Source organism: Caloramator mitchellensis (genome assembly GCF_001440545.1).
GTDB classification, from domain to species: Bacteria; Bacillota; Clostridia; order Clostridiales; family Caloramatoraceae; genus Caloramator; species Caloramator mitchellensis.
Genome location: NZ_LKHP01000005.1, coordinates 56637 through 78106, shown reverse-complemented (window position 1 = coordinate 78106; position 21470 = coordinate 56637). Strand labels below are relative to the sequence as shown.

Genomic DNA, 21470 nt, shown 5'->3' with positions numbered 1-21470 from the left:
AAATGCGATCAAAAAATCAAAAAAGGCTTAAAATAAGCCCTTTTTATGAATTTTCATCTGTTGCTTCCGGTTTTGGCAATGCATCTTTTCGTGATAGATTTATTCTTCCAAGGTTATCGATTTCAGTTACCTTAACCAAAACTTCATCGCCTATATTAACGACATCTTCAACCTTGTTAACTCTTTCATGAGCCAATTTTGAAATATGGCAAAGACCTTCTTTTCCTGGAAGAATTTCTATGAATGCTCCAAACTGAGTAATTCTATTGACTCTTCCAAGATAAAATTCTCCCACTTGAACTTCTTTTGTTATACCTTCAATTATCTTTTGTGCCATTTTTCCACTTTCTGGATTCGGACTGCTTATGTAAAGTCTTCCATCATCTTCTATATCTATTTTGACTCCAGTATCTGCAATTATTTTATTGATTGTCTTTCCTCCAGGTCCAATAACATCTCTTATCTTTTCAGGGTCTATCATCATGCTGATTATTCTTGGAGCATATTTTGACAATTCTTTTCTTGGTTCAGGAATCCTATCCAGCATAACCTTTAATATTTCCATTCTTGCCTTACGCGCTTGATGTATTGCTCTTTTAATAGTTTCCTCAGGTAGACCCTTTATTTTTGTATCAACCTGAATTGCAGTTATACCTTTTTCTGTTCCTGCTACTTTAAAATCCATATCTCCAAAGAAATCTTCTATTCCTTGTATATCTGTAAGTATTTCTGCTTGTGTTAAGTCTTCGTTTGTAACCAATCCCATAGCAATACCAGCAACTGGTCTAATAATCGGAACACCTGCATCCATTAGAGCAAGTGTGCTGGCACATACGCTTGCCTGAGAAGTTGAACCATTTGAACTTAAAACTTCAGAAACTAATCTTATAGTATACGGAAATTCAGTTTCCGATGGAATAACTGGTTCAAGAGCCCTTTCAGCAAGAGCACCATGGCCAATTTCTCTTCTTCCAGGTCCTCTTAAGAATTTAACTTCACCAGTTGAATATGGTGGGAAATTGTAGTGGTGCATATATCTTTTGAATTCCTCATCACCTAACCCATCAAGAATTTGAACATCCCCAAGTGCTCCTAAAGTTGCTACTGTTAACACCTGAGTTTGACCTCTCTGGAAAAGTCCCGAGCCATGAGTTCTTGGAAGTATTCCTACATCACTGTAAAGTGGTCTTATTTCTTCAAATGTTCTACCATCAGGTCTTCTCTTTTCTTCAAGAATCATCCTTCTCACATGTTCCTTCATAATTCGATATAGAACATCATCTATATCCTTTTCAGCTTCTGGGAAAATTTCAGCAAAATGTTCAAAAACATCTTCTTTAACTATATCTACGCTGTCCTGTCTCTCAATTCTATCAGTATGCTGCATTGCTTCCCAAAGCTTTTCAGTTGCATATTCTCTAACTGCTACTTCTATTTCATCAGGAACTTTATAAAGTATTGGAGTAACCTTCTCTTTCCCAATTTGAGCGGTTATTTCATCCTGAAATTCATTTATTTCCTGGCATGCCTTAAATCCAAACATAATAGCTTCAAACATGTCTTCCTCAGGCATTTCCTTAGCTCCAGCTTCAATCATCATTACCCTTTCCTTTGTTGCCGAAACGATTAGATGCAAATCCGATTTTTCTCTTTGCTCAGACGTTGGATTGATTATGAATTTTCCATCTATTCTACCGACAAGAACAGATGAAACTGGTCCCTCAAAAGGTATATCAGATATACACAATGCTAATGATGCAGCATTCATAGCTGCTATCTCTGGAGGATTATCTGGATCAACTGAAAGAACCGTGCAGACTATTTGCACATCGTTCCTATAACCTTTTGGAAATAATGGTCTTATAGGTCTATCTATTGCTCTTGCTGATAATATCGCCTTCTCTGTTGGTTTTCCCTCTCTTTTAATAAAGCCTCCAGGTATTTTGCCTATAGCATATAATCTTTCCTCGTAATCAACGCTTAGAGGAAAGAAGTCGATGCCCTCCTTTGGCTCTGGTGAAGCATTTGCAGTTGCTAAGATTACCGTGTCGCCATAGCTAAATAAAACAGCACCATTTGAAAGTAGTGCATATTTCCCTATATCAGCTTTAAATTTTCTTCCTGCAACTTCTCTCTCAAAAATATGTTGCATAATTTACCTCCCTTCAATTATCCTTCTAACTTTATTTTATCAAATTATAAAAACTTTTAAACAAAAATCGCAATTGATAAAATAATAGAGCGGTAACCCGCTCTATTTGTTACTTTCTTATACCTAATTCAGCAATAATTGTTCTGTATCTTTCGATATCAGTTTCCATTAGGTAGTTAAGTAAACCTCTTCTTTGACCAACCATCTTTAATAGACCTCTTCTTGAGTGGTGGTCCTTCTTGTGCATCTTTAAGTGGTCAGTTAAATGATTGATTCTTTCTGTTAAAAGCGCGATTTGAACTTCTGGTGAACCAGTATCACCTTCGTGTCTTGCAAATTTTGTTATAATTTCTTGCTTTCTTGCTTTGTCCATAATGGCACCTCCATAATTTATTATAAACGCCTTATGCTAAGTAAACGCCGGAGTTACGTCTAACCAAGCATAGGTTACATGGTATATTTTATCAAAATAAAATTAGATTGTAAATATCATGTTACAAAATATTTTTTAACAAACTGAATATCTAATTCTATTCTTTTTTTAAGGTCATCAATATTATTAAATTTAATCTCATCCCTAATAAATTCCAATAATTCAATTTTGATTTCCTTTTCATATAAATTGTCTGTAAAACTTAATATATGCGTTTCTAAAACTCTTTCTTTAGAATCAAACGTAGGATTAATACCAATGTTTGTCACAGAATGATATTCTATTCCATCTATAATAGTCTTAGTTATATAAACACCATTTCTGATACATAAATTTGGTTCAATTATTAAATTGGCAGTTGCAAAGCCAAGCCTTGCGCCTAACTGCTTCCCCCTTGACACATATCCTTTGATGTAGTAATTATATCCAAGCAATTTGTTTGCATAATTCAAATTACCAACCTTTAATAAATCTCTTATGATTGAACTCGACACTTTTTCACCTTCTATAGTGAATTCATCACATACAACTACATCAAGTCCAAAATAATTAGCGTTCTTTATTAAATATTCGGTATTGCCATTAGCGTTTTTTCCAAATGTATAATTATATCCACAAACTATTGTATCAACATTAATATTTTGTTTTAACATTAATAGAAAACGCTCTTGGCTTAAACTTAAAAAATTCTTTTCAAGTTTAACATAGAATAAATAATCAATATCTAATGATTTAATAAGCTCGTTCTTAATGTTTTTAGGTGTTATAAGATAATCGCTTGCATTTTTATTGAAATAAGTGAAAACAGGTTTTTCAAAGGTCAATACTGCACTTTTTATACCTTTTCTTTTTGAAATTTGTTTTGCACTTTCAATTATAGCTCTATGACCTAAATGCAATCCATCAAAGGTTCCTAATGCGACAACCAATTTTTCGTCATTATTAAGCTTAACAAATTCATTCTCGAGTATTACCATATTCTACACCTACGTAAACAATTTTTCTGGAATTAATATATCTTTTTCTACGATACCAATCCCAACAAATTTGCTCTCAATAAATATTTTTACCAGTCCATCTAATTTATCTTTATTTTCTATTTTTATTTTATTTCCATTTAATATTAATTTACTTTTTGAAGAATCCACAATTAAACTTGGAAAATTTAGAGCATCATGAATTTTGATTATATGTTCATTTAAATTATCACCTTCAATATGATTTAGAGGAATTGCATTTTCAATATTAAATCCACCTGACTTTGTTCTCAATAAAAAACTCATGTATCCGTGAACTCCAAGCGACTCACCGATGTCATTGCAAAGTGATCTTATATATGTTCCTTTTGAGCATTTCACTTTTAACATTACTTTGGGTATATTTGAATTTAATACATCGATTGAGTAAATAATTACTTTTCGTTTAGGCATTTCAACTGTTTTGCCCTTTCTTGCAAATTCATATGCCCTTTTTCCCTCAATTTTTATTGCAGAATACATTGGCGGAGTTTGTTCTATCTCACCAATGTATTCTTTTATTACATTATCTATATCCTCAATTCTGATATTGCTAAAATCACAAGAGTTTTCGTAAATAAATTTACCATATCTATCATATGTTTCAGTAGCATTCCCCAGGGTTAACTCGCAAATATATTCCTTTGTTGTACTCTGAATGTATTCAACTATTTTGGTAGCCTTGCCGACGCAAACCGGCAATACTCCCGCAGCACCAGGGTCAAGCGTGCCAGTATGTCCAATCTTTTTAATTTTAAGCTTTCTTCTTAAAACAGCAACAACATCATGGGATGTCATTCCAGGTGGTTTTAAAACATTTATAACTCCATCCATATTTTCACTTCCATTGAGACAATATTTCGTCGATCAACCTTTTCTTGACTTCAGCAAAATCACCTTTGATGGTGCATCCTGCAGCCCTTACATGTCCGCCACCATCAAACTTTTCAGCTATTAAACGAACATCCACTATATTTTTAGACCTTAAACTAATTCTAAATACTTTATCATCAATTTCTTTAATAAATACGCCAACTTCTGCAGTTTCTATATCCCTTGCTAAATTAACCATTTCAGATGCATCATCCTCAGATGCACCAGATTTATTTAGCATATCCCTAGTCATATAAATCAAGGCTAATTTATCATCATTATGCATCTCTAAAGTAGATGTAACAAGCGATAATAGCTTTATCTGGTTTACAGACTTTGTATCGAATAAAATTCTGTTTATTTCAGGAAAATCTATACCTGTATTTATTAAATCACCTGCAATATTAAAAGTCATTGACGTGGTATTGCTGTATTTAAAACCTCCTGTATCACTTATTATTGAAGTATACAAGCAGCACGCTGTATTTTTTGAAATATCATAACCGTTTAGCTTCAACAAATTATAAATAATCTCGCCAACAGAAGATGCATTTGAGTCAACATAATTAATATTTCCGTATAATGTATTTGAAATGTGGTGGTCAATATTTATAACTAGGTCAGTATGTTTTAAAATATCTACAAACTCTCCAAGTCTGTCTTCATCACCACAGTCAAGAACAAGAATGCATTCGTAATTTTCTTTGTATTGCTTCTGGTTTTTAATTTCATCAAACAATGGAAGATAACTAAATCTATTTGGCAGATTATCGGGGATAAATATATCTACGTTTTTACCTATCTCTTTCAAAGCATTATATAAGCCAAGAGATGAGCCTATAGCATCTCCATCAGGGGAGTAATGGGATATAATAGCAAAGTTACACTTTTCGCTAATTAGTTTACCGATTTCATTCAGTATCATCCTTTTTCATCTCCTGTAAAACCTTTGTTATGTGCATGCCGTATTCAATCGACTTATCCAATTCAAACAACACCTCTGGAGTATAGCGCGCCTTTATTTTCTTACCTATCTCTTTTCTTATAAACCCTGCAGCACTTTTTAATCCTTCCAAGCATTTTTGCTTCTCATCATCCTTTCCAAAAACGCTTATAAATACCTTGGCGTATCTTAAATCCTTTGTTACTTCAACGCCAGTTACAGACGTTAACATAGGTATTCTCGGATCCTTTAATTCATTTTGAATTATATCCCCAACTATTCTTTTAACTTCTTCATTTAGTCTTGAAGTTCTGGAAATACTCATAATTACACCTCTTTATGCTCTTTTTACTTCCTCGGTAGTGTAGGATTCCAGCGTATCCCCTTCTTTAATGTCATTAAATCTTTCTATAGTAAGACCACATTCATATCCTGCAGCAACTTCTCTAACGTCTTCCTTAAATCTTTTTAAAGACGAAATTCTGCCTTCGAATACTACAACACCGTTTCTTATAACTCTAATATTGTTATTTCTATTTATTTTGCCGTCTTCAACATAGCAACCTGCAATAGTTCCAATGCTTGAAACCTTAAATGTCTGTCTTACAGAAAGTCTTGCAGTTACAACTTCTCTATACTCAGGTTCAAGCATACCCTTCATAGCAGCTTCAATATCATCTATTGCTTCGTATATTATCCTATACGTTTTAACTTCGACCTTTTCCTTTTCAGCTAATTGCCTTGCCATATTATCCGGTCTAACATTAAATCCTATAATTATTGCGTTTGAAGCAGAAGCAAGTGTAATATCTGTTTCAGAAATTGCACCAACACCTGTGTGAATTACCCTAACTCTAACTTCATCATTTGTAAGCTTTTCAAGAGATTGTTTTAGTGCCTCTGCTGAACCTTGAACATCGGCCTTTACTATTATATTTAAGTCCTTAACTTTACCTTCTTTTATTTGACTAAACAAGTCTTCTAATGTAACTTTAGCGGTAGAAGCAAAATATTGCTGTCTTTCTTTTTCTTTTCTAAGTTCTGATATTTGTCTTGCTGTTTTTTCATCTGCAACTGTATACAATATGTCACCAGCATTTGGAACTTCTGAAAGTCCTAATATCTCAACCGGTATAGAAGGCCCTGCTGATTTTACCTTCTTGCCTTTGTCATCAACAAGAGCTCTAATCTTTCCATAAGTATTTCCTGCAATAACGCTGTCACCAACCTTTAGTGTTCCTTTTTGAACAATTGCAGTTGCTACTGGTCCTCTACCCTTATCAAGTTTAGCTTCTATTATAGTTCCCTTGGCTGTTCTGTTCGGGTTAGCTTTTAACTCCTGCATTTCAGCCACAAGCAAAATCATTTCAAGTAGTGTATCAATGCCTACCTTCGTCTTTGCTGAAACTGGAACGCAAATAGTATCACCACCCCAATCTTCTGCAACTAATCCGTATTCCGTCAATTCCTGTTTAACTCTATCAGGGTTTGCTCCAGGTTTATCTATCTTGTTTATTGCTACTATTATAGGCACGTTTGCTGCTTTAGCATGGTTTATAGCCTCAACTGTTTGAGGCATTACACCATCATCTGCTGCTACAACTAAAATTGCAATATCAGTAACCTGCGCACCTCTTGCTCTCATCGCAGTAAAAGCTTCATGTCCTGGAGTGTCAAGAAATACTATCTTCTTTTCATCAATATCAACTGTATAGGCACCTATGTGTTGTGTAATACCTCCCGCTTCTGTTTCTACTACTTTTGCATGTCTTATAGAATCTAAAAGCGAAGTCTTGCCGTGGTCAACGTGACCCATAACTGTAACAACAGGAGGTCTTGACATTAAATCCTCTTTTTTATCTTCGAAATCATTAATTAATACTTCTTCTCTTTCAAGCTTTACTTCCTTTTCAACTAATATGTTGTATTGTTCTGCTATTTTTTCAGCAACCTCAAAACTAATTTCATGGTTTATAGATACCATTACACCCATTAGTATAAGTTTCTTCAATATTTCGGTTGCAGGTCTTTTAATTTTTTCTGCAAGCGTGCTAACTTTAATAAAGTCGGGTATGGTAATAATACCAATATCTTCAACCTGCTCTTCTTCCTTCTTAACTTCTTTGTTTATCTTTTTAATTTTTTCACTCTTCACTTTCTTTCTAATCTTTTCGTTCTTCTTAAAATCGTCATCAACATCTAATTCTTCAAATTTTTCCAATTCAACTTCAGGTGAAACCGCTTGTGCTTCTTCCTTTACTTCTTCAGTATTTTCTTTTTTGTTAACTCCATTTTTTATTTCATCAACATATTCCATTATAATCTTAGCTTCTTCTCCTTCTATAGCGCTTAAATGATTTTTTACATCTATACCAAATTCATTATGAAGCAACTCTATAGCTTGTTTGCTAGACATATTAAGTTGTTTTGCCAATTCATATACTCTTATTATTGACAATAGATTCACCCCCAGTGTTTTCACTATTAAGTTTACTTAAAAAACCTTCTGCAAAATTTTTATCCTTAATCGATAGGACAGCTCTTGCAGATTTTCCAATAGAATTTCCTATTTTTGATTTTTGACCAAATAAAACAAATCTAATATTATTATTTTCACACATATTCATAAATCTTTTCATAGTATTCTCGCTTGCATCTTCAGCAATGATGACTAAATAGCTTTTTCTTTTTTTTATATCAATCTCAACACCATCATCGCCAGATGTCAATTTGCCTGCCCTTTGCATTAACCCAAGAAAAGAATAAAGATTATTCATTATCTAATTCCTCCCTGAGCCTTAGATAAATTTCATCTGAAATTTTGACCTCTAAAGCCCTGTCAAATCTCTTTGCTTTAATAGCTTTTTCTAGACAAGCAGCATCTTTGCATATATAAGCTCCTCTTCCGGCTTTTTTACCTGTAAAATCTATATTTATTTCACCTTCCGGGCTTCTAACAACTCTAATCAACTCTTTTTTAGGCTTCATTTCCTGACATCCAAGGCACATTCTCATTGGGACCTTTTTTACCTTCATACAACCACTCCCTTTGAAAATCAGACTTTTGCCTGGGATTCGCTTTTAATATCTATCTTCCAACCAGTTAATTTTGCAGCAAGTCTTGCATTTTGTCCTTCCTTGCCTATCGCTAATGATAGTTGATAATCAGGAACTACTACCTTTGCATTTCTTTCTTCTTCGTTAATTTCAACGCTAACAACCTTTGCAGGGCTTAGTGCATTTGCAATATATTCGGCAGGGTCCTTACTCCATTTTACAATGTCAATTTTTTCACCCTTCAACTCGTTAACAACGTTTTGAACTCTAACCCCCTTAGGTCCTACACAGGCGCCCGTTGGATCTACATTTTCATCTCTTGTGTAAACTGCAATTTTTGTTCTTGAACCTGCTTCTCTTGCAATGCTTTTTATTTCAACCACTCCGTTGAAAATTTCAGGAACTTCAAGTTCAAATAATCTTTTAACAAGGCCTGGATGAGTTCTTGAAATTACAATGTTTGGACCTTTGCTTGTTCTTTTTACTTCTGTGATATAAAATTTTAGCCTATCTCCCTGATTATAATCCTCATTGGGTATTTGTTCAGGTGGCGGTAAAATTGTTTCAATTTTACCAAGTTCTACTATGACATTGTATTTACTTGTATCCTTAATCCTTTCTATTTTTTGAACCATACCAGAAATAATATCATTTTCCTTTTCTACAAATTCTTTAAACAATATTTCACGTTCTGCCTCTCTTATTTTTTGAACAACGCTTTGCTTAGCTGTCTGTGCTGCTACTCTACCAAAGTCCTTAGGAGTAACTTCAAAATCAACAATATCCTCAAGTTCATATATAGGATTTATTTTTTTGGCATCTTCTAAGCTCACTTCCAACAAATCGTTTGTTATCTCTTCAACTACTTTCTTTTGTGCATAAACATGTATTTCCCCGGTCGTTCTGTTTATTGCAACCTTTACATTTTGTGAGGTGCCATAGTTTTTCTTATAGGCTGAAACCAACGCTGCTTCCAGTGCCTGAAATATAAAATCTTCATCAATTCCCTTTTCTTTAACTATTTCTTTTAAAGCTTCAATCAATTCAACAGTATTCACTCAAACCCCTCCTTAATCATTTAAATTAGCTAAAGAAATTTTATTTCTTTCTATTTCAATTTTTTCACCGTCTACGTTTAATAAGATTTTACCGTCCCTATAATCCTCTAAAAGACCTTTTAACACTTTTTTACCGTTAATAGCTTCGAATAATTTAATTTTAATATTGTGGTTAATAAATCTTTTAAAGTCCTTATCGTTTTTCAATGGTCTATTAATACCTGGCGATGATACTTCAAGATAATAACTAACGCTAATAGGATCTATTTCATCAAGTTTGTCGCTAAGCCTTCTACTTACATTTGTGCAATCATCAATTGTTATTCCTTCTTCTTTATCGATAAATACTCTCAAAAACCATTCGTTGTTTTCCTTAACAAATTGAACATCAACAACTTCTAGACCAAAAGACTCTGCAATTGGTCTTGCTAATTTCTCAACAATCTCTATAATCTTTTTGTTATCCATGTGCTTCCCACCTTTCTTTAATCTATTGTTTGTATATAAATACCTATGTATACATAAATACAAAGAGTGGGTTTATGCCCACTCTTTTTTACAAAGTATTATTACGTCTAAAGTAAATTATACCATTGTTAATTATACTTTGCAAGCTAAAACATTGAAAGTTGATTAGTTTCTGGAAGTTCATTTAAACAACCATGCCGTTGAAGTATATCTATTACAGTTTTTGATGCCTTACTCCTTAATCTTAAATCTTCTATTGACAAAAAAGGTCCCTCTCCTCTTGCTGCTACAATCGACCTTGCTGCTGCCTCACCAACACCTTGTAGTGACTTAAATGGAGGCAATATTCCATCCTGTGTAATCAAGAACCTAGTAGAATCAGATTTGTATAGATTAACTGGGACAAATTTAAGACCTCTTAAATACATCTCGAGGGCAATTTCCAATACGGTCAAGAGACCCTTATCCTTTTGAGTTACATTATTACCCATCATCTCTATTTCTCTAATCTTGTTTCTAATTGCCTTTTCTCCCTTAACAATCAAATCAGCATCAAAATCATCAGCCCTAACTGTAAAATAGGTTGCGTAAAAAGCTTCAGGATAATAAACCTTAAAATAAGCTATTCTAACGGCCATCATAACATATGCAACAGCATGACCTTTTGGGAACATATACTTGATCTTATTACAACTTTCAATATACCACTCAGGAACGTTGAACTTTTTCATTTCATCGATGTCTTCTTGCCTAAGTCCTTTTCCTTTTCTAACCCTTTCCATAATGTTAAATGCAGTTTTGGGATTTAATCCTCTATATATTAAATAAACCATTATATCGTCTCTTGTTGAAATTACATCCTTTAATGTTGCATATCCATTTTTTATTATATCCTGTGCGTTGTTTAACCAAACATCCGTTCCATGAGACAAACCTGAAATTCTAACCAATTCGGCAAAAGTTTTAGGTTGGGTATCGATAAGCATTTGCCTTACAAATTTAGTTCCAAATTCAGGGAGCCCTAATGTTCCAACATCACAGTTTAAATCTTGGCTACTTATACCAAGCGGTTCGGTTGATGTAAACAACTTAAGGACATTTTCATCTCCAAGTGGTATTTTTCTTGGATCTATTCCAGTCAAGTCCTGTAGCATTCTTAAAACTGTCGGGTCGTCGTGGCCTAATATGTCAAGTTTTAATAATCTACCACTAATTGAGTGGTAATCAAAATGAGTTGTAATAACATCAGAATCGGGGTCATCAGCTGGTTTTTGGACAGGTGTAAACTCATAAATTTCGTTATCGCGTGGAACAACCATAACTCCGCCAGGATGTTGGCCAGTTGTTCTTTTAACTCCTGTGCATCCCTTCACAAGCCTTTCAATTTCTGCCTGAGAAACTCTTATATTGTGTTCATCCAGATAATTTTTCACAAATCCAAAAGCAGTTTTCTCGGCTATAGTTCCTATTGTTCCTGCTCTAAAGACATGGCCTTTTCCAAATAGTTCTTCTGTATATTTATGTGCAACCGGCTGATACTCTCCTGAAAAGTTTAAATCTATATCAGGTTCTTTGTCTCCTTCAAATCCAAGGAACACTTCAAATGGTATATCGTGTCCATCTTTGTCGTATTTTTCACCACAATTTGGACATATCTTATCAGGTAGATCGGCACCCGAACCTATGCTTCCATCCAATATAAATTCGGAATTCTTGCATTTAGGACATACGTAATGTGGTGGTAATGGATTAACTTCAGTTATGTCACACATTGTGGCAACAAATGATGAACCTACTGAACCTCTTGAACCAACGAGATAACCATCATCTAACGACTTTTTAACAAGTTTATGGGCAATTAGATACATAACTGCATAACCGTTGTTGATTATAGAATTCAATTCTTTATCCAGTCTTTTTTGCACTACCTCCGGAAGATTTTCTCCATATATCGAATGAGCTTTTGAAAGTGTCATATTTCTTATATCTTCTTCAGCTCCTTCTATTTTGGGAGGGAAAGTTTCATCTGGTATAGGTTTTATTTCTTCAACTTCATCGGCAATTAAGTTTGTATTTTTAATTACAACTTCATAGGCTTTTTCTTCGCCTAAATAACTGAATTCTTCAAGCATTTCATCGGTTGTTTTAAAATATAAAGGAGCCTGGTTATCAGCATCTGAATATCCCTGACCATACATTAATATTCTTCTAAAATATTCATCGTAAGGGTCTAAAAAGTGAACGTCTCCCGTAGCCACAACTAATTTGCCATATTTATCTCCAAGTTCAACTATTTTTTTATTTAATTCTAATAATGCATCCTCATTCTCAACTTTGCCTTCTTCTAACAGATAATAGTTGTTCTGTCTTGGCTGAATTTCTAGATAGTCGTAGAACTTTACAATTTTTTCTATATCGCTATCATTTGCTCCGTTAAGCAGCGCCCTGTAAAGTTCACCAGCTTCGCAAGCAGAACCGATAATAAGTCCATCCCTCATACTTTCAATTAAGCTTTTGGGAATCCTTGGTCTTTTGTTAAAATATTCAATATGCGACTTTGATATTATTTTATATAAATTCCTAAGTCCAGTATAGTTTTTTGCTAATATAATAACATGATACAATTCAGCTTTTTTTATGTCTATATTTTCAAGATATAATCTGTTTATATCTTCTAAAGTTACAGCATTTCTTTCCTTAAGCATATTTAAAAACTTTATGAAAATTTGAGCTGTTGCCTCAGCATCATCAACTGCTCTGTGATGGTTTTCAAGTTTAATCCCAAGATGTTCTGCAATAATATTTAATTTATGCTTCTTTAAGTCCCTTAAAAGCCACCTTGAAAGAGTTAGAGTATCTATTATTGTATTTTCAAATTTTAAGTTTAGTTTTCTTGCCTTCTCCTTAATAAAGCTTGTATCAAACTTAGCATTATGCGCCACTACAGGTGATTTTCCTATGAATTCTAAAAACATAGGAAGAACAACATCTATTGTTGGCTGATCTTTTAGCATTTCATCGGTTATACCGGTAAGCTTAACTATTTCATCTGGCAATTTTTTTCCCGGATTTATAAGAGCAGAAAATTTATCTATAATTTTAAAATTCTTTATCTTAACTGCTCCAATTTCGGTTATTTCTTCCTTATTTGGATTAAATCCAGTGGTCTCAATATCAAATACCACAAATTCATCTTCTATAGAAGTATTTTGAGTTCTTAATATCAATGGTTCACCGTCGTTAACTAAATAACCTTCTACACCATAAATTATCTTTACTCCATTTGATGCAGCAGCATCCATTGCTTCAGGAAAAGCCTGAACAACGCCATGGTCAGTAATTGCGATTGCCTTATGCCCCCATTCCTTTGCTCTTTTAATAAGCGATTTAGCAGACGCTACAGCATCCATAGCGCTCATCTGTGTATGCAAATGAAGTTCCACTCTTTTTTGAGCAGCGTTGTCCATCCTTCTTTCGATTATAATTTTTTCAATAGACTTAGCCATTATAGCTAATTCCCTTAAAAATGGGTCGTCCTTTACCTCGCCCTGAACCTTAATCCACAATCCTGTAGTTAATTTGTTTTTCAATTCGTCTAATTTATTGGGTTTTGTAAACATTTTAACTGCAATAGAGGATGTATAATCTGTTATATACATTGTTATAATCACGTTGCCATTTTTGGTTTCCAAAAAATCTATCTTAAATATCTCACCTTTAACGATTACCGTCCCAGAATTTTGATTTAATGAAATTATTTTAACCTCATCACCTTCAAACTTTCGCCCATAAAGCGTATTTGAATTATCTTCCTTAATTACTTCATTCTTATTTACTTCTTTAATTTCATTTTTCTGTTTAGTTACAGATTTTAATATTAAATCTTTATCCTCTTGGTCCTTCTGAATTAAGTAATTATTTAGGTCAATTTCTTTCAAATCAAAAACAACATTTAATTTGCACTCAAAAAATTTTTGGATGTAATTTGATAAAAATACATCCACTCTTTTAGTTTGCAACAAGTTGTGACTAAAAGCATTGTTTATAACAATATGAAGCTCTTCATCCTCAATATAATATTCTGAATTAACAAGAAGGGAAGCTATGGCTGGACTTTCATCTAAAGCATCAATTATTATTTTTTTGTATACATCATTGCTCAATTCGCTTAGCTTTAATACTTCTTTATCCATTTCATCTACATATATTTGTATTCCAGTATTCAATCCCAATTTTTGGGATAAGAAATTGCTGATTTCAGACTTCCTATCTTCAGTTAATTTGAAGTTGGATTTCAAAAAAACATCTATCTTCCCCTCAGTTTTATTTACCATAATCTTTTTTACGTAAACATTCCTATAATCATCTACTTTTTTTCCTAAGACCTCATATAATGGTTTTAGCATTAGTTAACCACCTACCAGCTACATTTTTAAGCATCTTAAAATATCCCAATACATCTTCATTCTTGCTGCAAATCCCTTCCTAAATCCAAGTTTTTCTTCTTTCATTATATGGGTCAAATCCTTTAATTCTACGTTTACAACCCTATATCCTTCCCTCTCAACAGATTTAGTCAGTGCCACTTCAATACCGTATCTTGTTATATCAATGTTATTAATCTTAGTTATTATTTCTTTTTTAACTGCTCTTTGACCCGATAAATGCGGGGCTACAAACTGCGCTAAATCTGTTGCAAATCTTCCTTTAGCAAAAATTCCAATAGTCATATCAGCTTCATCCCTTAAAACTGGATTTAAAAGGTCAACTACATGTTCTTTAGTAAGTCCAATTAAATCAGCATCAAGCAAAAGTATTAATTCAGAATCAGCATTATCTACTCCAATTTTTACTGCAGCACCTTTACCCTTGTTTTCTTTAAGTTCATAAACAATAGCACCATGATTTCTTGCAATTGTTGCAGTATTGTCAGTTGAACCATCGCTTACTACAATCACCTTATTGATTATATCAACGCTTTTTACAACATCTATAACATCAGCGATTGTTTTTTCTTCATTATAAGCTGGTATTATACAAACTGCCTTCATCATGTAATCCCCCTGAGCTAAATTTTATTTATTTCTTCAATAAGCGAATCCAACAATTCATCCTCTTTTACCTTTTTTATTATCTGTCCTTTTTTAAAAATGAGCCCTTCTCCTATCCCTGCTGCAATACCAATGTCCGCTTCTCTTGCTTCTCCAGGTCCATTTACTGCACAACCCATAATAGCTACCTTAATTGGCTTATCCACCTTCGAAAGTCTTAAATTTGCCTCCTGAGCTAATTTTATCAAATCAATGCTTGTTCTGCCACATGTTGGACATGAAATGATTTCAATTCCGTTTCTCAATCCAACTGTTTTTAATATTTCCTTTGCAACCTTAATTTCATTCAAAGGTTCATCTGTCAAGCTAACTCTTATTGTATCACCTATTCCCTCTAATAAAAGCACTCCAATACCAATTGAGGATTTTATAGTTCCTGATAGTATTGTTCCAGCCTCTGTTAAACCTAAATGTAGCGGATAATTTGTTCTTGAGGATAATAATCTATATGTTTCTATATTTTCTAATACATTTGACGACTTAACTGAAATAATTATATCTTCAAAACCGAACTTTTCGAGTAAATTTACATTCTTGAGGGCACTTTCTACCAGTGCCTCGCTCGTTGGCCTTTTATATTTTTCAAGCAACTCCTTTTCTAAAGAACCAGAATTAACACCAACTCTTATTGGGATATTGTAATATTTAGCTGCATTAACAACCTCTAATATTTTGCTTTCTCCGCCAATATTGCCAGGATTTATTCTTATTTTATCCGCACCGTTTTCAATAGCTTTTATTGCAAGTTGATAGTCAAAATGAATATCAGCTACTATTGGAATACCAATTTGTTTCTTAATATGCTTAATTGCTTCAGCAGATTCAATATCCGGAACAGCTACCCTTATAATATCACAACCCGCATTTTCTAATTCCTTTATTTGTTTTACGGTCGACTTCACATCATAAGTCTTAGTATTTGTCATGGATTGAATTGTAACTGGACTATCTCCGCCTACAAAAATATTTCCAACTTTTATCTTACGTGTATTTCGCTTTTTCATATTATCACCTTAACCCTAGGAGAATATTCTAAGTATATCCCTATATGTTATTAAAACTGCCAAAAGCATTAACAAAGAAAAACCTATTAAATTAATCAATCCAATTTTATTTTCATCAAACTTTCTTCCCGTTACTCCCTCGAAAAGGGTTAGAATTACCCACCCACCGTCAAGGGCTGGAAAAGGTATTAAATTAAATACTCCAAGATTTATGCTTAAAAATCCTGCAAAGTATAACAAATTCCAAATTCCTACTCTAGCAACTTCACCAGACATCTTGACAATCGCAACAGGGCCGCCTATCTGCTCAGTTGAAACTTTTCTTGTAATTAATCCTCCAAGAATCACCAGCATTTGTTTAATGGATGCAAATGTTTCAATAAAGCTATGTTTAATTGATTCAGCAATGTTTCCTTTTTCTATCTTAGTAGATACACCAATCATATATTTGTTTTGTTCAGCGTTTAGAACTGGTGTCATCGTTTTATCAATTATGATATTGTCTCTTTTGATTGTTAATTTGAATGGTTTATCTTTATTTGAAGCAACAAATGTTACAAATTCTGTCCAAGAATATATTTTATTATCATTTATTGCTACTATTCTATCTCCAACTCTAATGTCTTGATTGTATGCTGGATAATTTGGAACAACTTCATTAATTGTCAAGGTTGTAACTCCCACATTGTAATAAACCAGCATAAAAAGAACTATCGCAAGAACAAAGTTCATAAATGCTCCAGCAATTAAAATTGAAAGTCTTCTCCAAGCATTTTGATTGTTAAAAGCCCTAGGATCGGAAGATTTTTCTTCTTCTCCAAGCATTTTTACATATCCTCCGATAGGAAATAGTCTCAAACTGTATGTCGTTTCCTTGGTGTTGAACTTAAGTATTCTTGGTCCCATTCCAATAGCAAATTCTAAAACCTTAACCCTATTCAATTTTGCCAGAGCAAAATGTCCCAACTCATGACCTGTTATCAATAAACCAAATACAAAAATTGAAGCAAGAAATGTTGTCAAAACAATCACCTTCCTATTTGATTAATTCATTTATATATTGTCTAGTTTTGTTTTCAATATCCAATATTTTATCAATGCTTAAATCATAAATCACATTATGATTTTTCATAGAAGCTTTTATTAATTCAGGTATATCCAAGAAACCTATTTTTCCATCTAAAAACAGCTTAACAGCCTCTTCGTTTGCAGCGTTTAACACAGTAGGCATAGAACCTCCAATTTTTCCAGCTTCGTATCCGAGTTTTAAGCATTCAAATGTTTCAAAATCAACCTCTTCAAATGTCAATTGCGAAACTTTTGTTAAGTTTAAATATTCGGTTACGCTATAACTTCTCTTTGGGTAATCTAATGCAAATTTTATTGGATTTTTCATATCTGTTACTCCAAGTTGTGCCATTACAGAACCATCGATATATTCCACCATCGAATGGATTACACTTTGGGGGTGAACAACAACATCGATTTTATCATATTCAATGTCAAAGAGCCAATGTGCCTCTATAACCTCAAGTGCCTTATTCATCAGTGTTGCTGAATCAACTGATATTTTCTTCCCCATATTCCATCTTGGGTGTTTTACTGCCATCTCTGGAGTTACGTTTTTCAGCTCCATTTTATTTTTACCCCTGAAGGGTCCGCCGGAGGCAGTTAATATGATTCTTCTTACTGTATTCTTTTCATTGTTCTGCAGGCATTGAAATATTGCGTTATGTTCACTGTCAACTGGAATAATAAAACTTTTGCTTTTTTTAAGTTCCTTCTTTATTATCTCTCCACCAACAACCATTGTCTCCTTATTAGCAAGAGCAATAGTTTTGTTTGCGCGTATTGCTGCAATAGTAGGTTTTAAACCTATCATTCCCACAACTGAAGTTAGAACTATTTCAACTTCATCATGAGAAGAGACCATTTCCAATCCTTCGACTCCACACAAAACTTCAATATTTGTGTGATTTAATCTATCTTTAAGGTTTTTTCTGTTTTTTTCTTCCGTAACCACTATAAACTTTGGATTGAATTCAAGCGCCTGTTCAGTAAGCAGTTCTATATTATTATTTGCTGATAATGCGATAACCTTATATTTTTCTTTGTTTTTTCTAATTATGTCCAATGCTTGAGTTCCAATAGAACCTGTTGAACCAAGTATGCATATTTTTTTCATATTTAGCTCCTTTCTTGAGTCTATTAAACTTAAACAATAAACAGTTCTATATAATAATATACTATTGGCGCAATAAATAATATACTGTCAAATCTATCGAGCACCCCTCCGTGACCTGGCATTATATTTCCATAATCCTTTATATTGACAAATCTTTTTATAAGCGATGCTGATAAATCACCAATTTGGGAAATAATACCTCCGAAAAATCCAAGTGCAATAAGATGCGCCACAGGTATTGTGATATCTTTAAATAAAAAATGCCATATTATTAAACCAATTATGCTTCCAAGTATTCCTCCAACCGCACCTTCAACCGTTTTTTTAGGGCTCACTTCGGGGCATAATTTGTGTCTTCCAAAAATTCTGCCTGAATAATAAGCAAAAGTATCTGATGCCCACGCTATCAAAAAAACTATCCAAATATATTTATATCCTTGAACTTCAGTTCTCAATAATACAAGAAATCCAAAAAAATTTACTATATAAATAAAGCCTATCACTGTAATAGCAGATGATATAATATTATACTTTTTTGTAAATATTGGAGTAGCCATGCTTACTACACAGATCAATATAATTAAAGGAAATAAAACTTCTAAATTCCTCATGTTTAAGATAACTGTATGTAATAATAGCCCAAATAAAAGTATTGGGACGATAACTTTGTTGTTTGTATTTTTATATGCATTTGAGTATTCATAAATTCCAATTAGGCTTAAAATAAAAACACCTATTTTAAATATTATACCACCTTTGATGGTAAAAAATAATAATAAAGGAATTGCAATTATTGCGCTAATTACTCTTTTATCCATATTATCACCTACTTTATTTTACTCCTCCAAACCTTCTGTCTCTTTTTTGATATTCTAAGATTGCCTTCAATAGTTCATTCTTGTTAAAGTCCGGCCAAAATATATTTGAAAACCATAATTCCGAATAAGCTATTTGCCATAATAAAAAATTGCTTATTCTTAACTCCCCACTTGGTCTTATCATCAAATCAGGATCCGGCATTCCTGCAGTATCCAAATATCCATTTATAAGTTCTTCATTAATATCTTCAGTTTTTAACTTTCCATCCCTTACATCAATTGCAATCTTTTTAATAGCCCTAATTATTTCATCCCTTGAGCCGTAATTTAATGCAAGATTTAATACCAAACCTGTGTTATCCTTTGTTTTTTCTTTTGCTCTTAATAGTTCTTCCTGACATATGGCAGGTAATTTTGCAATATCTCCAATCCAATTAATTACAACGTTATTTTTATCAAGCTCCTGAACCTCACGTCTTAAATATTCAACCAGTAGGTTCATAAGGGCATTAACCTCATCGGCTGGCCTTTTCCAATTTTCAGTAGAAAAAGCATATAAAGTTAAATACTTGACTCCTATATTCGAACATACTTTAACAATTTCTCTTATTGTTTCAACCCCTGCTTTATGACCCATAGTTCTAGGCAAGTTTCTTTTTTTTGCCCATCTTCCATTTCCGTCCATTATGATTGCAATATGTAGTGGTATATTGTTTTTATCTAATGAATCCAATAAATTATCGTCGCTTTGTTTTTTTTCTTTAATCAAATTAAACATTGCAATCCTCCTAATGTAAAAATTCCCCTCAAACTAGAGGGGTTAGAAATACGAAATAAAAATTTTTACGGTCTGACCTTCTTCTATCTTTACTATTCTTTTTTCTTCACCAATCTTTTCGCCCTTAGGGGTTAATAATTCGTAAATTTCATACTGTATATTTTGTTCTTCAAAAAAAGGAATTACATCTTCTAAAACATATCCTAAATACTTTTGAAGGTCCATTATACAGTCATTATCTCCTTTTCCTTAGCTTCAACTAATTTATCGATTTCCTTTATAAAGTTATCTGTTAATTTTTGAATATCTTCTTCGCCCTTCTTAATTTCGTCTTCGGATACTCCTTCTTTCTTAAGAGCCTTTATCTTATCATTTGCATCTCTTCTGATTGATCTAATTGCAACCTTTGCATCTTCTCCATGTTTTTTAACTACCTTTACTAAATTTTTTCTAGTTTCTTCTGTTAACTCAGGAATTACAAGTCTTACAACATTTCCATCTGCAATAGGATTTATACCTAAATCAGATTTTTGTATTGCTTTTTCAATGCTTTTAACTACACTCTTATCCCATGGCTGAATTACTAACACTCTTGGCTCAGGAACTGTTACTGTTGCAAGAGAAGATATATGAGTTGGAGTCCCGTAATAGTCAACTGTTATTTTATCAAGCATAGCAGGGTTAGCTCTTCCAGCCTTTAAACTTTGCAATTCATGTTTTAGAACTTCAATTGATTTTTTCATCTTTTCTTCATGAGATTTAATAACATCCTTAAGCATTTAAAACCCTCCTTAATTATTTGTTACAATAGTTCCGATATTTTCACCTAATACCGCTCTTTTTATATTCCCAGGAGTATCAAGACCAAAAACGATTATAGGTATGTTATTGTCCTTGCAAAGCGATGTTGCAGTAGAATCCATTACCTTTAGGTCTTTTTCTAACACTTCCTGGAAGGTAAGTTTGTCGAATTTTTGTGCTTCTGGATTAGTATTAGGATCCGAATCATAAACACCGTCAACTTTTTTAGCCAGCAATATTACTTCTGCTGAAATTTCTGCTGCCCTTAGTGCAGCAGCGGTGTCAGTTGAAAAATAAGGATTCCCTGTTCCTGCAGCAAATATTACAACACGTCCCTTTTCTAAATGTCTTACTGCTCTTCTTCTTACAAATGGCTCAGCAATCTCCCTCATCTCAATAGCCGTTTGAACCCTTGTAACAACCCCCATATTTTCAAGTATGTTTTGAAGTGCCATCGCATTAATACATGTTGCTAACATGCCCATATAGTCGGCGGTAGTTCTATCCATTCCAGCTCCATTTCTTCCTCTCCAAATGTTGCCTCCGCCTACTACGGCTCCAACTTGAACTCCCATTTCAACAAGGTCTTTAATTTCCATAGCGATTCTACTAACCACATCAAAATCAAATCCGTATCCATTTTGACCAGCAAGAGCTTCGCCACTTAGTTTAAGCATAACTCTATTATATTTAGGCAAAGACATAAAATTTACCTCCAAATAATATTTCTACAAAAATTAATAAATTCCTTCTTTAATTTGCTTTGTTTCAAA

At 33.3% G+C, this 21470-nt stretch carries 21 protein-coding genes; all 21 read right to left on the bottom strand.

Annotation, left to right across the window (positions count from 1 at the left end; all coding sequences use genetic code 11):
- Positions 1-43: 43 nt before the first annotated feature.
- Positions 44-2152 carry a polyribonucleotide nucleotidyltransferase gene (locus ABG79_RS05835; protein WP_057978105.1) on the bottom strand — a complete coding sequence of 703 codons (2109 nt, stop codon included), beginning with the start codon at positions 2150-2152 and terminating at the stop codon, positions 44-46.
- A gap of 109 nt (positions 2153-2261) precedes the next feature.
- The gene (gene rpsO / locus ABG79_RS05830; protein WP_057978104.1) at positions 2262-2525 is read right to left on the bottom strand and encodes a 30S ribosomal protein S15; all 264 of its coding nucleotides are present in this window, start codon (positions 2523-2525) and stop codon (positions 2262-2264) included.
- A gap of 116 nt (positions 2526-2641) precedes the next feature.
- A complete protein-coding gene (locus ABG79_RS05825; protein ID WP_057978102.1) occupies positions 2642-3562 on the bottom strand; it encodes a bifunctional riboflavin kinase/FAD synthetase in 921 nt (306 codons plus the stop codon).
- Between the two features lie 9 nt (positions 3563-3571).
- Positions 3572-4435 (bottom strand): tRNA pseudouridine(55) synthase TruB, encoded by an 864-nt coding sequence (truB, locus tag ABG79_RS05820; RefSeq protein ID WP_057978100.1) that lies wholly within the window; start codon positions 4433-4435, stop codon positions 3572-3574.
- Positions 4436-4439: 4 nt separating this feature from the next.
- Complete coding sequence (locus ABG79_RS05815; protein WP_057978098.1) at positions 4440-5399, bottom strand: DHH family phosphoesterase; 960 nt, start codon at positions 5397-5399, stop codon at positions 4440-4442.
- The gene (gene rbfA, locus ABG79_RS05810; RefSeq protein WP_057978096.1) at positions 5386-5742 is read right to left on the bottom strand and encodes a 30S ribosome-binding factor RbfA; all 357 of its coding nucleotides are present in this window, start codon (positions 5740-5742) and stop codon (positions 5386-5388) included. Before rbfA ends, ABG79_RS05815 begins: the two co-directional genes overlap by 14 nt.
- A 12-nt stretch (positions 5743-5754) precedes the next feature.
- A complete protein-coding gene (gene infB, locus ABG79_RS05805; RefSeq protein WP_057978094.1) occupies positions 5755-7875 on the bottom strand; it encodes a translation initiation factor IF-2 in 2121 nt (706 codons plus the stop codon).
- Positions 7853-8194: a L7Ae/L30e/S12e/Gadd45 family ribosomal protein gene (locus ABG79_RS05800; protein WP_083490352.1), complete on the bottom strand. Its 342-nt coding sequence runs from the start codon at positions 8192-8194 to the stop codon at positions 7853-7855. The genes infB and ABG79_RS05800 overlap by 23 nt, the downstream gene beginning before the upstream one ends.
- The gene (gene rnpM / locus ABG79_RS05795; RefSeq protein ID WP_057978090.1) at positions 8187-8453 is read right to left on the bottom strand and encodes an RNase P modulator RnpM; all 267 of its coding nucleotides are present in this window, start codon (positions 8451-8453) and stop codon (positions 8187-8189) included. The genes ABG79_RS05800 and rnpM overlap by 8 nt, the downstream gene beginning before the upstream one ends.
- 20 nt (positions 8454-8473) lie before the next feature.
- A complete protein-coding gene (gene nusA / locus ABG79_RS05790) occupies positions 8474-9532 on the bottom strand; it encodes a transcription termination factor NusA (protein ID WP_057978088.1) in 1059 nt (352 codons plus the stop codon).
- A gap of 12 nt (positions 9533-9544) precedes the next feature.
- Positions 9545-10000: a ribosome maturation factor RimP gene (locus tag ABG79_RS05785; RefSeq protein ID WP_057978086.1), complete on the bottom strand. Its 456-nt coding sequence runs from the start codon at positions 9998-10000 to the stop codon at positions 9545-9547.
- Positions 10001-10146: 146 nt separating this feature from the next.
- Entirely contained in the window at positions 10147-14406 is a 4260-nt protein-coding gene (locus ABG79_RS05780; RefSeq protein ID WP_057978084.1) for a PolC-type DNA polymerase III, read from the bottom strand.
- 18 nt (positions 14407-14424) lie between these two features.
- Positions 14425-15051 (bottom strand): glycosyltransferase, encoded by a 627-nt coding sequence (locus ABG79_RS05775; protein ID WP_057978248.1) that lies wholly within the window; start codon positions 15049-15051, stop codon positions 14425-14427.
- A gap of 17 nt (positions 15052-15068) precedes the next feature.
- Complete coding sequence (ispG, locus tag ABG79_RS05770) at positions 15069-16115, bottom strand: flavodoxin-dependent (E)-4-hydroxy-3-methylbut-2-enyl-diphosphate synthase (protein WP_057978082.1); 1047 nt, start codon at positions 16113-16115, stop codon at positions 15069-15071.
- Between the two features lie 15 nt (positions 16116-16130).
- A complete protein-coding gene (gene rseP, locus ABG79_RS05765) occupies positions 16131-17138 on the bottom strand; it encodes an RIP metalloprotease RseP (RefSeq protein ID WP_057978080.1) in 1008 nt (335 codons plus the stop codon).
- Between the two features lie 13 nt (positions 17139-17151).
- On the bottom strand, positions 17152-18300 hold the full coding sequence (locus ABG79_RS05760) for a 1-deoxy-D-xylulose-5-phosphate reductoisomerase (protein WP_057978078.1): 1149 nt from the start codon (positions 18298-18300) through the stop codon (positions 17152-17154).
- Positions 18301-18329: 29 nt separating this feature from the next.
- Complete coding sequence (locus ABG79_RS05755; RefSeq protein WP_057978076.1) at positions 18330-19118, bottom strand: phosphatidate cytidylyltransferase; 789 nt, start codon at positions 19116-19118, stop codon at positions 18330-18332.
- A gap of 13 nt (positions 19119-19131) precedes the next feature.
- Positions 19132-19896, bottom strand: a complete 765-nt coding sequence (locus ABG79_RS05750) for an isoprenyl transferase (protein ID WP_057978074.1) — start codon at positions 19894-19896, stop codon at positions 19132-19134.
- Positions 19897-19938: 42 nt separating this feature from the next.
- Positions 19939-20121, bottom strand: a complete 183-nt coding sequence (locus tag ABG79_RS05745) for a hypothetical protein (protein WP_057978072.1) — start codon at positions 20119-20121, stop codon at positions 19939-19941.
- Complete coding sequence (gene frr, locus ABG79_RS05740; RefSeq protein WP_057978069.1) at positions 20121-20675, bottom strand: ribosome recycling factor; 555 nt, start codon at positions 20673-20675, stop codon at positions 20121-20123. The genes ABG79_RS05745 and frr overlap by 1 nt, the downstream gene beginning before the upstream one ends.
- A 12-nt stretch (positions 20676-20687) precedes the next feature.
- Positions 20688-21401 carry a UMP kinase gene (gene pyrH / locus ABG79_RS05735; RefSeq protein WP_057978067.1) on the bottom strand — a complete coding sequence of 238 codons (714 nt, stop codon included), beginning with the start codon at positions 21399-21401 and terminating at the stop codon, positions 20688-20690.
- Positions 21402-21470 lie beyond the last annotated feature (69 nt).

Coding starts and splice junctions, on each gene's coding strand:
- ABG79_RS05835 (WP_057978105.1), bottom strand. CDS start 2,152: ATGCAACATATTTTTGAGAGAGAAGTTGCAGGAAGAAAATTTAAAGCT.
- rpsO (WP_057978104.1), bottom strand. CDS start 2,525: ATGGACAAAGCAAGAAAGCAAGAAATTATAACAAAATTTGCAAGACAC.
- ABG79_RS05825 (WP_057978102.1), bottom strand. CDS start 3,562: ATGGTAATACTCGAGAATGAATTTGTTAAGCTTAATAATGACGAAAAA.
- truB (WP_057978100.1), bottom strand. CDS start 4,435: ATGGATGGAGTTATAAATGTTTTAAAACCACCTGGAATGACATCCCAT.
- ABG79_RS05815 (WP_057978098.1), bottom strand. CDS start 5,399: ATGATACTGAATGAAATCGGTAAACTAATTAGCGAAAAGTGTAACTTT.
- rbfA (WP_057978096.1), bottom strand. CDS start 5,742: ATGAGTATTTCCAGAACTTCAAGACTAAATGAAGAAGTTAAAAGAATA.
- ABG79_RS05800 (WP_083490352.1), bottom strand. CDS start 8,194: ATGAATAATCTTTATTCTTTTCTTGGGTTAATGCAAAGGGCAGGCAAA.
- rnpM (WP_057978090.1), bottom strand. CDS start 8,453: ATGAAGGTAAAAAAGGTCCCAATGAGAATGTGCCTTGGATGTCAGGAA.
- ABG79_RS05785 (WP_057978086.1), bottom strand. CDS start 10,000: ATGGATAACAAAAAGATTATAGAGATTGTTGAGAAATTAGCAAGACCA.
- ABG79_RS05780 (WP_057978084.1), bottom strand. CDS start 14,406: ATGCTAAAACCATTATATGAGGTCTTAGGAAAAAAAGTAGATGATTAT.
- ABG79_RS05775 (WP_057978248.1), bottom strand. CDS start 15,051: ATGAAGGCAGTTTGTATAATACCAGCTTATAATGAAGAAAAAACAATC.
- ispG (WP_057978082.1), bottom strand. CDS start 16,115: ATGAAAAAGCGAAATACACGTAAGATAAAAGTTGGAAATATTTTTGTA.
- ABG79_RS05760 (WP_057978078.1), bottom strand. CDS start 18,300: ATGAAAAAAATATGCATACTTGGTTCAACAGGTTCTATTGGAACTCAA.
- ABG79_RS05755 (WP_057978076.1), bottom strand. CDS start 19,118: ATGGATAAAAGAGTAATTAGCGCAATAATTGCAATTCCTTTATTATTA.
- ABG79_RS05750 (WP_057978074.1), bottom strand. CDS start 19,896: ATGTTTAATTTGATTAAAGAAAAAAAACAAAGCGACGATAATTTATTG.
- ABG79_RS05745 (WP_057978072.1), bottom strand. CDS start 20,121: ATGGACCTTCAAAAGTATTTAGGATATGTTTTAGAAGATGTAATTCCT.
- frr (WP_057978069.1), bottom strand. CDS start 20,675: ATGCTTAAGGATGTTATTAAATCTCATGAAGAAAAGATGAAAAAATCA.
- pyrH (WP_057978067.1), bottom strand. CDS start 21,401: ATGTCTTTGCCTAAATATAATAGAGTTATGCTTAAACTAAGTGGCGAA.